Annotated in this window: 13 protein-coding genes; 4 read left to right on the top strand and 9 right to left on the bottom strand. The window is 36.0% G+C overall.

What is annotated here, in order from left to right; translation table 11 throughout:
- Positions 1-420: 420 nt before the first annotated feature.
- From priA to U9P79_06950, 8 genes are all read right to left on the bottom strand, one after another.
- Complete coding sequence (priA, locus tag U9P79_06915; protein ID MEA2104353.1) at positions 421-2,796, bottom strand: primosomal protein N'; 2,376 nt, start codon at positions 2,794-2,796, stop codon at positions 421-423.
- Between the two features lie 61 nt (positions 2,797-2,857).
- Positions 2,858-3,253 carry a secondary thiamine-phosphate synthase enzyme YjbQ gene (locus U9P79_06920; GenBank protein MEA2104354.1) on the bottom strand — a complete coding sequence of 132 codons (396 nt, stop codon included), beginning with the start codon at positions 3,251-3,253 and terminating at the stop codon, positions 2,858-2,860.
- Positions 3,254-3,452: 199 nt separating this feature from the next.
- The gene (locus U9P79_06925) at positions 3,453-4,115 is read right to left on the bottom strand and encodes a PTS sugar transporter subunit IIA (GenBank protein MEA2104355.1); all 663 of its coding nucleotides are present in this window, start codon (positions 4,113-4,115) and stop codon (positions 3,453-3,455) included.
- A 254-nt stretch (positions 4,116-4,369) separates the two neighbouring features.
- A complete protein-coding gene (gene era / locus U9P79_06930) occupies positions 4,370-5,257 on the bottom strand; it encodes a GTPase Era (GenBank protein ID MEA2104356.1) in 888 nt (295 codons plus the stop codon).
- A 2-nt stretch (positions 5,258-5,259) separates the two neighbouring features.
- Positions 5,260-6,279: a DNA polymerase III subunit delta gene (gene holA / locus U9P79_06935; GenBank protein ID MEA2104357.1), complete on the bottom strand. Its 1,020-nt coding sequence runs from the start codon at positions 6,277-6,279 to the stop codon at positions 5,260-5,262.
- Between the two features lie 537 nt (positions 6,280-6,816).
- Entirely contained in the window at positions 6,817-7,413 is a 597-nt protein-coding gene (gene scpB / locus U9P79_06940; GenBank protein MEA2104358.1) for an SMC-Scp complex subunit ScpB, read from the bottom strand.
- Positions 7,414-7,569: 156 nt separating this feature from the next.
- Positions 7,570-8,370, bottom strand: coding sequence for an undecaprenyl-diphosphatase UppP (gene uppP / locus U9P79_06945; GenBank protein ID MEA2104359.1), 801 nt, complete (start codon positions 8,368-8,370; stop codon positions 7,570-7,572).
- The gene (locus tag U9P79_06950) at positions 8,367-9,581 is read right to left on the bottom strand and encodes a divergent polysaccharide deacetylase family protein (GenBank protein MEA2104360.1); all 1,215 of its coding nucleotides are present in this window, start codon (positions 9,579-9,581) and stop codon (positions 8,367-8,369) included. The genes uppP and U9P79_06950 overlap by 4 nt, the downstream gene beginning before the upstream one ends.
- Positions 9,582-9,758: 177 nt before the next feature.
- Here U9P79_06950 and U9P79_06955 point away from each other — a divergent pair, with 177 nt between their 5' ends.
- The 4 genes from U9P79_06955 to U9P79_06970 all read left to right on the top strand — a co-directional run bounded on the left by U9P79_06955 (position 9,759) and on the right by U9P79_06970 (position 12,666).
- The gene (locus U9P79_06955; GenBank protein ID MEA2104361.1) at positions 9,759-10,307 is read left to right on the top strand and encodes a 2-oxoacid:acceptor oxidoreductase family protein; all 549 of its coding nucleotides are present in this window, start codon (positions 9,759-9,761) and stop codon (positions 10,305-10,307) included.
- A gap of 93 nt (positions 10,308-10,400) precedes the next feature.
- A complete protein-coding gene (locus U9P79_06960) occupies positions 10,401-10,649 on the top strand; it encodes a 4Fe-4S binding protein (protein MEA2104362.1) in 249 nt (82 codons plus the stop codon).
- Positions 10,646-11,794, top strand: a complete 1,149-nt coding sequence (porA, locus tag U9P79_06965) for a pyruvate ferredoxin oxidoreductase (GenBank protein MEA2104363.1) — start codon at positions 10,646-10,648, stop codon at positions 11,792-11,794. The genes U9P79_06960 and porA overlap by 4 nt, the downstream gene beginning before the upstream one ends.
- The gene (locus U9P79_06970; GenBank protein ID MEA2104364.1) at positions 11,791-12,666 is read left to right on the top strand and encodes a 3-methyl-2-oxobutanoate dehydrogenase subunit beta; all 876 of its coding nucleotides are present in this window, start codon (positions 11,791-11,793) and stop codon (positions 12,664-12,666) included. Before porA ends, U9P79_06970 begins: the two co-directional genes overlap by 4 nt.
- 204 nt (positions 12,667-12,870) lie before the next feature.
- Here the strand turns inward: U9P79_06970 and U9P79_06975 are convergent.
- A partial coding sequence (locus tag U9P79_06975; GenBank protein ID MEA2104365.1) for a hypothetical protein occupies positions 12,871-13,067 on the bottom strand: 197 nt, incomplete at its 5' end.

Raw genomic sequence — 13,067 nt, forward strand, 5'->3', positions numbered from 1 at the left:
ATCAATCTTTTTTAGATCAAACTTTTTATCCGTCTTCGGCAACACAAAATTATCTTCATTTTCCAAGGACTTCTTTCCAATGACCGATAAAGCATACGAATTCAATTTTTTCACCATATTAACCTCCTTCTATTTTTCGGTGAATTATCTTAACTCTTGCATTCTATCTACCATAACCCAAATTTTCATATTATATTCGCTTGTATCTTAATAAAATTTTTTATTCAGCAAATTGTATTTTTTTAGTTATCAGTCAAGTAACACAAAAACTTCTTTCTACTCCAAACGTATTGACCTATGATTAGACGAAATTCTGCAAGCCGTATTTCAGCCAAGTATTTTTTTTGGGTGCAAAAATCGTCAGCATTAAATATTTACATTTAATGAAATTTTATGCAATTTGGCAAAGAATATCCTCTCTCACAACAACGAAACCGGATCAACATCTATGGTGAGTTTTATATAATTCGGTATCTTAATATTTTTTTTAAACCAGGAGATAAAATCAAAAACGGCGTGCGTCGAAAACGCCTTTACAACAATGTGATAGCGAAATTGTTTGCGAATTTTAGTGATCGGAGCAGTTACCGGTCCCAAAATTATTATCTGGTTTGAGTTGTCGTATTTTTTTAGATCCCTTCTTGCTTTATAAACAACTTCCTTTAGCTTTTCCTCATCTCCCATTTGGAAAAGTAAACGCACTAATTTTGTGTAGGGAGGATAATGCAATTTTTCCCGTAAAGATATTTCATAATCGAAAAAGGCTTTGAAGTCTTGAGTCTTTCCATATTGGATACTGTAGTGATTGGGATTGTAAGTTTGCAAAATAACTTTTCCCTTTTTCTCGCTTCTACCCGTTCTGCCAGCTACTTGGGTGATATGCTGAAAGTTACGCTCGGCAGCTCGAAAATCGGGCAAATTCAGATTTACATCGGCAGAAATAATTCCCACAAGGGTTACGTTGGGAAAATCTAATCCTTTGATTATCATCTGAGTTCCAAGTAAAATATCAATATATTGATTTTTTACTTTAGTAAAAATTATTTGATGACTGTCTTTTTTGGTTGTTGTGTCTCTATCCATCCGTGCAATTCTTGCTTTTGGGAAAAGGTAGGTGAGATTTTGCTCAATTTTTTCCGTTCCGGGCGAACCGAAATTAAAAATTCTGCTTCCGCATTTCGGACATTTCTGTGGCATTGGGTTACTTTTGCCACAATAATGACAAACTACACTTCGTTTATGAGCATGATAGGTCAGGCTAATATTACAATCGGTACATTGAAAAACATAGCCACATTTCACGCATTGAACGTAAGAGGCATACCCCCTTCTGTTTTGGAAAAGAATGATCTGCTCTTTTTTATTTAATCTGTCCTCAATTGCATTCTTCAGATCTTGAGAAAATATTTCCGTATGATCTTTTTCCCTCTTCATGTCCACAATTTGAAATTCCGGTTTGAATTGATTTTTCACTTTTTTGGTCATTTCAAGAAGTTTGTATTTATTTTTTAACACATTGAAATATGTTTCCAGATTTGGTGTAGCACTTCCCAAAATGACAAGAGCGTCATTCATTCTTCCACGCAAAACAGCCATATCCCTTCCATTATAAACAGGATTTTGCCCTGATTGTTTGTAAGAATTTTCATGCTCTTCATCTACAATGATCAATCCGATATTTGGCAGCGGAGCAAAGATCACACTACGCGGTCCAATCACGATTTTTTTCTTGTTATCCCGAATTGCTTTCCAAAAATAATAACGTTCTCGATCACTCTGTCTGCTATGCAATACAGCTACATCATCACCGAAATGAGCATAAAATCTTTCCACAGTTTGAGGAGTAAGTGCAATTTCCGGAATAAGCAGAATGGCTTTTTTGCCACGGGCAATCACATCTTTCATACTTCGGATATAAATTTCTGTTTTCCCGCTTGCAGTAACTCCGTGCAAAAGGAACGTTTGATATTTTTCCGAAGCAATCGCTTCCCCGATTTGTTCCATCACTTGCAACTGCTGGGTTGTCAAATCGTAAACAATAGCTGGAATCTTTTCAATATGTTCAAAAAAATTTGTTTGAACTTTCTTTTTAATTTTTTTTACCAACTTCTTCTCTTCCAGTTTTTTAATAATAGTATAAGCAAACCTACCTTTAATATCTCTGACTGCAATTGGTTTGTTTTTTTTCTTGAGAAGCTCATAAAGTTCGGATTGTCTTGAAGTCAGTTTTATACCTTCCGGAATACCGATTATTTTGATGAAATTTTCAACTCTGGTCGGATCTTTTCGTTTATAACTTCTCTCTATTTCGATTAATCCCTTTTCCTCCATCTCAAGAACAGTTTTAAAAATCGAATTTATATTAAGATTTTTCAAACCGGAAATAGAAACAGGCGTTCCTTTTTCTTGTAAAAACGATATTAGTTTGTGAAAATTCGGATTATTTGTGTCTGATTTTTTTAAAGAAACCTTGCTGATAGATTCAACTTTGCAACCTGCCGGCAACATGGCTTTTAACACAATTCCAAGCGGACAAAAATAATACTTGGAAATCCAACGGGCGAGTTCTAACAATTCTGCGGTTACTAGTGGTTCATCATCAATGATCTCTGCCACATCTTTAATCTTTGCAGGATCAAAAGATATTGTTTCGGGAAAACTCACAATAATCCCTGTTCGCAATTTATATTGGAATGGTACGAGAACCCGTTGTCCTATTTGCGGATTAAGATTTTCGTGTATTTGATAGGTAAAAGTTTTGGGGTGATTTATCGGTATGGCAATTTCAGCAAACATTTATTAGAGATATTTTTTTCTGTAATGTTTTAATTGTAATGTTGAATTCAATAAATAAGGATCAGCATTCACAAATTTTTACAAATATTTTTCGGTGGCGTGGACCGTCAAAATCACAGAAAAAAATTGCTTGCCATGTTCCCAAAACAAGCTGACCATTTTCTACAATCACATTTTGCGAACAGCCCATTAAACTTGATTTAATATGGGCAGCAGAATTTCCTTCCAAATGGGAATAATTATTTCTGAGAGGAATTATCGTATTTAGTTCTTTGATTATATCTTCGGCAACTGCTGGGTCTGCCCCTTCATTAATCGTTACTCCTGCAGTAGTATGAGGAACAAATATTGTAACTAATCCGCTGCTAATATTCGATTCTGTTACGATATTCCGAATTTTTGTCGTAATGTTTACAAAATCAAACTGATAGTTAGTTTCGATTTTTATCACTTCCATTTTTACTCCCTATAAATTTTGAATTAGTGTCTATCCCTAAAGTACTATTTTTCGACCTCACCCCGACCCTCTCCTATCGAGGAGAGGGAGATAAAAGTTCCCCTTCTCTTTGAAGAGAAGGGGTTAGGGGATGAGTTGTAAAAAGGATGAAGAATATATTTTACTTGATATACTACTTTACGGACAGACACAAATTAATTTACAATTTAATTTTAAGTATTTCAAAAATTTTTTTTTTGCTTTCAATTGAGATTATCTTTTCTCTCAAGGATTCATTTCTAAACAATTGGCTCAAATATGATAAAGCAAAAAGATGGTCGCGCTCGGATTGCATAAGAATTAGAAAAAAGAGATTAACGGGTGTTTTATCCAAGGAACGAAATTCTATTCCTTCTTTTGAGATTCCAAGTAAGATAGCCGGTCTTTTTATTTTTTCCGCATCAATTTTTCTGGGATGCAGAAATGCAATTCCATTACCGACCGCAGTAGAGATAAGATCCTCTCGGCTACAAAGCATTTCAAAAAGCCATCTGTTTTTTGTACAAACTTTCTGTTTTTTTGCAAAATGAGACATCTGTGCTAACACATCAAAACGATTTTTAAAAATAATATCTGACATAATAAGGCTTTCGTCCATAAATGTCATAAAGCGATTTGTAACGTTTTTGATGGCAATCTGCTCTACGTTTTCTCGTTTCTGAACCGATTTCCACTTTTCAATATCTTCGTAGGTAAAACGCCATTGGTTACCGACTTTAATGGCTCCGATATCTTTCTGCGAAACAAGATTCAGAACAGTCTCGGACGAAATATCCAATAAAGCCGAAGCTTCTTTTAGGGTTAAGATTTGATTTTTTTTCATTTTTAACTCCGTTAGAAAATTTAATACGGGTTATTTTATAGTCAATTTATTTTTGAATTAAACTTCTTCAAACGCGCACAAGCACCTTACCGATGGTTTCTTTCCACGGGATTTGTTATCCGCAACCTTCGTAATGGTGCGATCATATAACGAACAAGGATGTTCGCCTTACAATTTTCTGTAATGGTGCGATTTCACAGCGTCTGCATTCAACCATTGCGAAGGTCTTCGACCATTCGCAAGGTTTCAAATTCTTAGTAGCCGAATTCTTTTAAAACCCGTTCCTTTTTTCTCCATTTTTGACGAACTTTTACCCAGAGCTTTAAAATGATTCTTTTCTGTAAAAAATGGTGAATATCACGTTCTGCTGCTTCCCTAATTGACTTGATCATTCTCCCCTCTTCTCCAATTACGATTGCTTTTTGTGATTTTGATTCAACCCAAATATTTGCATAAATTTTAACTTTATTCTCAAATTCATCAAAAATTTCCACAGTAACAGCACTCGCATAAGGAACTTCCTGTTGAAGATTTAAAAATAGTTTTTCCCGAATCTTCTCTTTGACAAAGAATCTTATGTGCTGGGTGGCAATATCATCAATGGGATAAAAAGGTGGGTGTAAAGGCATTTCAGCAAGAATCCGCTGCTTTAAACCTTCCACTCCAAAATCCTCTGTAACTGAAATAAAAAACAAATGTGAAAATCCAAGATCGCGAATAACTTTTTCATGTTTTTCCAAAATATCTTTTGTAACAGTATCAATTTTGTTTATTACAATAAATATTTTTGAATTGAGTTTTTTTACGATCTCAATAATCTGCATATCATAATTCGTTGGAAAGATCTTTGCATCACTCATAAAGATGACAATGTTTTTATTATTCAAAGAACTTTTAATTGATTTCAACATCTTTTCTTGAAGAAGATAGCGTGGTTTTAAAAAACCCGGAGTGTCCACAAAAACGATTTGTGCACTTTTTTCATTATAAATTCCGGTTACATTTTCTCTCGTCGTTTGTGGTTTGGGTGTTATGATAGAAAGTTTTTCCCCGATAAATTTGTTCATCAGGCTGGATTTACCTACATTCGGTTTGCCGATTATAGAAACAAAACCGGCGTGAAAATTGTCAATCTCGCTCATAATTATCCTTTAATATTTTTACAAATTTTATAAACCATTAGTTCCATAATAATTTTCGGTTTAAGGTTAATTGATTTTAATTTTTTATCCGCTTCAAGAAGTAGATTAAAAATGAGAGGGAAATCATCTAATTGAAATCTTGTAGCCTGATTGATTAAATTTTTTTTGTTATAGACCCAAAGGGTCTTTTCAATTTCTCTGATATGTTTATTCTGCTGATATTTTAAAATTGAAATTTTCCACATAGTTTTAAAAAAACGGGTAAGCATGATTAAAATAAATACTCCCGATTGTCCGTGGCTTAGTAAATTTTCCAAAATTTGAATAGCGTATTTTACATTTTTATGGACAATCGCGTCCTGCAATTCGAAGACAGTATTTCCTTTAAAAGCACCAACACAATTTTGAACATCATCCAATGCGATTTGGTTTTTATTAGAAACATAAAGTAACAATTTTTCCAACTCATTATTGATTTCCTGCAAATTTAAACCTATATATCGAATCATTAATCTAACGGCACTTGGAGAAATATTTTTATGGTGTTTTCTTACTTCCTGTCGCAAGAAATTTGAGGCTGCTATTTCATTATAAGCATGGTAAAAATAATAGCTGGCAGCGATTTTCGTAAGTTTTTTGAATACTGCTTTTCTCATATCAACTTTTCCAGTCTCAAGCACGAACACAAGGTCTGGTATTGGTTTCTCCACAAAATTAACCACTTTTTGCTGATATTGGAAATGGAGTTTGTCAAAATTCCGGACAATTATCAGTTTCTTTTCGGATACTACCGGTGGATTTTGCAATTCCTGAATGATTTGGCTCGCATTAGTTTCTTCTCCATGAAAAACAAAATAATTAAATGCCTCGTATCGCGGGTCAATAATTTTTTGCTTTAATAAACGAAACGCTTTATCCTTGAGCAAGCTTTCATCCTGAGAGAAAAAATATAAAGGGTGAATTCTCCCTGATTCAATTTCACGAACCAGATCAAAATATTTTAACTTTTTTGCTACAGCCATTATCTATATTTCCTTATTCATTCTGCAGACCATGAAGTGTAAGGTCTGGCGTTAATTGGCGTCATTGCGTTCCCAAGCTGGGGCTTGGGAACGAGATATATCCGCCAGCTGGTGCTTGGGAACGAGAATTGTTTGGTGGGCTTGGGAGACGATAACAATTCGGTTGGTTTGGGAACGGAGGATACATTTGAAAAGCTTTGGAAATAGAGCACATTTTAAATTGGTGAACAGGATCGATTTTGAATACTCTGTGAACGAAGCAAAAATGGAAAATTTAAATTTCTATTTGCAAGTTTCCAATTTCTAATTTCTAAATAAATACTAAATAGTGTCCATCCGTAAACTCGCATTTTTGCAATGATTCTCCGAATGTGATTCGACGCAGATAAACACTGATTATGCTGATGAACCCCTGTTGAATAATAAAATACAAAGCATTCAACGGGGATATTGCACTTTTTACAAAAAAATTTTATCTTGCGAAAATCGGTTTTTTCAGTGTTCATCTGCGTCGAATCCCTACTTTACGGACAGACTCTAAATAAGTAACTTTTGCTCATCATTCTCTTCAACAACATCTTTTTGGGAAAACTTTGCCGGGTCTGTAAGATCATCCTCAATAAGTTCTTTGATCTCGTGAAGATTTGGCAGATCTTCAACATTATTTAAACCGAAAAATTTTAGGAACTTATCTCCTGTGCCATAGAGAATGGGTTGCCCGAATTTTTTCAATCTCCCTTTTATCTTCACCAGACTAACTTCGAGCAAATTTCGGATGTGATAAGTCGAGTTCACTCCCCGGATAGCATCAATTTTCGCGCGGGTGATGGGTTGATGATAGGCGATAATTGCCAAAACTTCCATAGCTGTTTTTGACAATTTGATTTGCCTATGATCCTTATACATTTTTTCAATGAGCGGAAAATACTGCTTTCGCGTGGCATAAGTAAATCCTCCTGCAACTTTTCTGATACAGAATGGGCGTTCTGTTTCTTCCAATTCATCATTTATCTCATCAATTGATCTGCGTATCAATGTATAATCAATGCTGTTCAATTCCTCGGCAAGCGTTTCTAAAGATACGGGTTTGTCAGAAGCAAATATCAATACTTCAATTACTTTTTTTATATCCATTATTCGTACTACTCATTTTTTTTTAAGGTCTTTGATTAATTTTTTTCATAAAGCCTTTAGAGGCAAAATAGTGATTCATTTCAATCAGGGATAATTGTGCAAAGTAAAGCGAGATTGTTTGAAGCGTAGCAATCAGGGACGATTGCTTTAGGGATATTAAAAAATTTCAACGAGAATAACAATAAATCCGATAATCCAGCAATAAAATGAGAAATATTTTAATTTCGCTTTGTTAATCAAACGAATCATAAGTGCAATGGCAAAATAACCGACAGCAGCAGAAGCTATTAGTGCGAGGAAATAGGGAATAAATTTTTCGGAAGCCCCACTTGCTCCAAAATCCTTTATCTTAAAAATTGCTGCTCCGAGAATCGCCGGAATAGACAACAAAAAAGAAAACCGAGTAGCTAATTGACGCTTCAATCCGGAATAAATTCCAACCGTGATGGTGGTTCCGGAACGCGAAATACCTGGAAGAATGGCAATGCTCTGAGCAATTCCTATAATTATTGCTATTAAAAAATTTAACTTGCCTCTTTTTCCATCCTTAACTCTGTCCGAGAAAAAAAGAATGCTTCCGGTAACGAGCAGCATAATTCCCACGAGATACAATTTATCGAAAACAGCTTCTAATTTATCCTTGAAGAGAATACCAATGACGCCGGTTACAGCAGTTGCAATGAACAGGTAAAACACAAGCATCTGAGATGAGCGCACTTCACGGCTTCGATCTTTTTTCCAGCAAAACATGGCTGAGATTAGTCGGATTATATCTTTGCGAAAATATACAACTACAGCAATCAAAGTGCCGATATGAACAGTGATCTCAAAAATAATTCCCGGTTCATTGATGTTCAATATTTTTTGAAAAATAACAAGATGCCCTGAACTGCTAACCGGTAAAAATTCGGTCAAGCCCTGAATAATCCCAAGAAAAATATACTTTAACAAATTCACAATACATACTCCTCATGTTTTACAATATCGGAAATTTTTACGACTTTGATATCTGAGCCTTCCAGATTTTGAAGAATCTGCTTCAATTCCTTCAGACTTTTACTGGAGCAATGGGAAATCACTACGATTTCCCTATGAGTTTGCGCATATTTTTTTATTTTATCAGTCATCCTCTGAACTCTTCCATCTGCAGAACCGGAATCCAAAAAAAAGTCTATCTTGTAAGTATCCATTCCCATATCTTTGGCAAGAGAATAAGCAAGGGTTTTTTGGCTTGTTCTGCTGTCCACAAAAAACAAATTGTTTTCCTTTAGTGCCTTAAGCACAGGTGTCATTATGTATTCATGTTGCGTGGCAAGGGAACCCATGTGATTATTGGCTCCAATACACAGAGGAAGGTTTTTTAAATATTTTTTCATTCTTTTTCTAATCTCTTTGCTAGTTAAATCCACAAATATGGCATTATCTCCGGGATCATTTTGGGGATAACTTATCGGTTCCATGGGAATGTGAATCATCGTTTCCCGATCCTGATTATCGGCTTTTTGCATAACAACTTGGCTGAATGGGAGTTCCGGCAAAATAGAAAAAGTTATATTTTTATTGATCCTCAAAAAATCATCCAACTTTTTACTCCCAAAGTATCCAAAATCATCTATGATGATCGAGAGAGAGGTAATATTTTCATATTTCCCATCTTTATCACCCTCGATGTTGAGAATATAATAATGTTTGTATTGTGGATCAAAAATCTTCATAGTAAGCAAATTCCCATTGTATGCTTCGTCGGATTTGATGACCTGTCCGCCTGCTTCTTCAACCGTGTCCGTGATAAAAATATTGCAAATGGTCAAACTTATTTGATTCATATCAATGGAAATTCTGATTGAGGTTGTGTTCCCATATTTTTTTGTATGAATGAACTTGGTTGGAATTTCCAATCTTTGCAGAGCAAAATCAATTGAAGCTTGCACGGGTGTTTTATCGGAAATTGCTTTTTCTGTTTCAGGTATTTCTTCAGGAACATTTAGAGATGATTCTGCGTGATCATTAACTGGTTTTATTGGAATCATTTGCCATATAAAAAAGGCAATGATGATACACGCAGCAACTACCAAAAACAGTTTAAATTTGTTGGGAGTTTTTGATTTTCCCGATTTTTGTTTTTTTGTCATTTTTTTTCGATATTTTTTTCTACTTGTATTTGCCATGGTTTCTCTCTTGGTACGAATTATGTCTCATAAATTTGTCATGGAGAAATCTTTGTCAAAATATTGACAAACTTTTATGAACTTCAAGAAAGTATTCATATTAAAAATAAGAAAATTTCAGATTGGATATTAGTAAATGATTTTCAAAATATTTAACAAAATAATTCAGGAGGAAACATGGTAGAAATCCGTATGCACGGACGAGGTGGTCAGGGAGCTGTAAAAGCCTCAATAATTCTGGCAGAAGCTGCTTTTCAAGGTGGCAAATATGTTCAAGCATTTCCTCGATTCGGTGTTGAGCGTCGTGGTGCTCCGATAGAAGCATTCACACGAATTGATGACAAACCGGTCCAAATCCGTTCTCAAATCTATTTTCCCAACGGAATAATTGTTCTTGATCCCACTCTGATCGAAGTTGTGGATGTTACAAAAGGTTTAAAAAAAGGTGGTTGGATATTAATCAACTCCAACAAAAAACCTGAAGAATTCGACTTTGGTAACGACTACAAAATTTATACTGTAGATGCCACAGATATTGCAGTTCAAAACAAACTTGGCTCGCAAGCCGCTCCAATAGTGAATACCGCAATTGTAGGCGCATTTGCCAAAATTAGCGGAATGATCTCTTTGGAAGAAGTAAATCAGGGAATCGAGAATTCCATCCCAAGATTCAAAGAAGCAAACAAAAAAGCCGCGCAAGAGGCTTTCGAATCTGTTCACATGTAGAAATAGGTAATTTTAATAAGGAAAGGATAACGAAATATGGTTATAAAATTCCAGAAGGACGGTAAACCGGTGAAAATAACCGGCGCCAAAGATATGCCTCCTATGCCTGCTTCTTTGGGTATGATGACCCATAACAAAACCGGAAGCTGGCGAAACGTGAAGCCTGTAATAAATTACGAAAAATGTATCAACTGTTATATCTGTTGGAAATTTTGTCCGGAACCGGCAATTGACATAAGAGATGAAAAACCGGTTATAAATTATGATTATTGCAAAGGATGTATGATGTGTGCTGAAGAATGTCCGACAAATGCAATTGATACTGTAGTGGAGGGAAAATGAAGAAAACAATGATGGGTAACTTTGCAGCCTCTTGGGGAGCACAGCTCTCCCGTGCCCAAGTTATCGCTGCATATCCAATAACCCCGCAAACATTGATTGTAGAAAAATTATCTGAAATAGTAGCGGATGGTAAACTTGATGCTGAATTCATAAAAGTTGAATCCGAGCATTCTGCTATGTCCGCTTGCATCGGTGCTTCTGCTGCTGGTGCTCGCGCTTATACGGCTACAAGTGCCCAAGGTTTGGCTCTGATGCACGAGATGTTACATTGGGCTGCCCTCGCTCGTTTACCAATCGTGATGACAAACGTAAACAGAGCAATGGCACCAGGTTGGTCAATTTGGGCTGATCAAAATGATAGTTTGGCTCAGAGAGATACCGGCTGGATGCAAATCTACTCTTCCAGCGCTCAGGATATTTTGGATTCAACTATGATCGCTTACAAAGTTAGTGAAAAAGTATTGCTTCCTACAATGATCTCATTTGACGCTTTTTTCCTCTCTCACACCGTTGAAGTAGTTGATATGCCCGAACAGAAACTTATTGACGAATTTCTTCCCCCGTATAATCCCGAATATAAATTAGATATTCAAGATCCTCGTTCATTCGGTGCTCTTACCGATCAAAATCACTATTACGAATTTCGTTACAAAATGCAAAATGCGATGGATGACGCTCTAATCGAATTCAAAAAAGCCGGCGCAGAATACGAAAAACTCACCGGCAGAAAATATGATTTCATTCATCCTTACAGATGTGATGATGCTGACCTTATTATGGTTACTTCAGGCACAATTTCAGAAACCACGAATGTTGCTGTTGATCGTCTTCGTGAACAGGGTAAAAAAGTTGGTAACCTCAAAATCCGCATGATCAGACCATATCCAAAACAGGATGTGATAGAAGCTTTGAAAAACTGCGGTAAAATTGCTGTAATCGACAGAAATATTTCTTGTGGTTATCATGGAATTTTCTCTCAGGAATTGAAGGCTGCTCTTTATGGCGAATTAGAAACTCCGGTATGGGGTTTGATCGCCGGACTCGGTGGAAGAGATGTTCAGGTTGAAAATATCATGAAAATGGCAGATGATACTCTGAAGAGTGATACTCCAAAAGATATTATTTGGGAAGGAGTAAAAAGATGAAATTGACAATACCATACGAAGAAATTATGCAACCAGGTCATCTTGCTTGCCAAGGATGTGGCGGTTCGCTTGCAATGAGATATGCGCTCAAGGTTTATGGCAAAAATACAATGCTCTCGATCCCCGCTTGCTGCTGGGCTGTAATTGATGGTCCATTTCCCTATACTGCTTGTGGTGTTCCAATTTTTCACACTGCTTTTGAAACCGCAGCTGTAGTCGCTTCCGGCATAAAAGCAGGTCTGCGAGTTACAGGTAAAGGCTCTTCAAACGTAATTGCCTGGGCTGGCGACGGTGGCACTTTTGACATTGGTCTTCAAGCAATATCCGGTGCTGCAGAGCGAAATGATGATATCACATATATTGTTTATGATAATGAAGCCTACATGAACACGGGCATACAGAGAAGTTCCGCTACACCTCCAGGTGCATGGACAACTACCACACCCGTGAAGCATTATAAAACAGGTCCCAAGAAAAATATTGTAGAAATTCTCGCTGCCCACAGAATTCCTTATGCTGCTACTGCTTCCGTAGGTTATCCCGAAGATATGATAAAGAAGCTGGAAAAAGCACGTGATACTCGTGGATTCAGATTTATCCACGTTTTTGCACCTTGCCCTACCGGCTGGAAATCCGACCCAAAATATACTATTAAATTGGCAAAACTTGCTGTTCAATCAAACATATTTCCCCTCTATGAAATTGAAAATGGCATAGATTATAAACAGACAAAGAAAATTAAAACACCGAAACCAATTAATGAATATATGAATTTACAAGGCAGATTCAAGCATCTTAGTGAAGAAGAAATTGGAAATATTCAGAAAGACACAGATAAAAACTACAGTATTCTTTCGAAGAGATTCGAATAGATTACTTATCTCTGATTTAAATATTAATAAGCCTTTGTCCCGAAATTTTTGGGGCGAAGGCTTTTTTTATTCACGCTTTACAACAAAATAAGGGAATACCATAAATTTCTCGAATCACCCATCCCCCCCAAAATTATTAAAAAATCAGCGTAAATTACACCTATACCTACATTGGCGCTTATAGAGGAAAGATGGTTTATAATTTCACATTTTCACAAAAAGGTAAAATAAAAGTGGATCAATTAAATAGAATGAAAATGAGATGGGTGATGTGGAAGTTCTAAATTTATAGGTTGAAAATGAATATTGTTCACTGACACCGGGGTTATTCAGATTTTTTCCTTTCTGCGAGGGCATAAATGCCCACGCTGAATCGAATAAAGCCGGATAAATCCGGCTGA

It is taken from the genome of Candidatus Cloacimonadota bacterium (genome assembly GCA_034661015.1).
Classification (GTDB): Bacteria; Cloacimonadota; Cloacimonadia; order JGIOTU-2; family JGIOTU-2; genus JAYEKN01.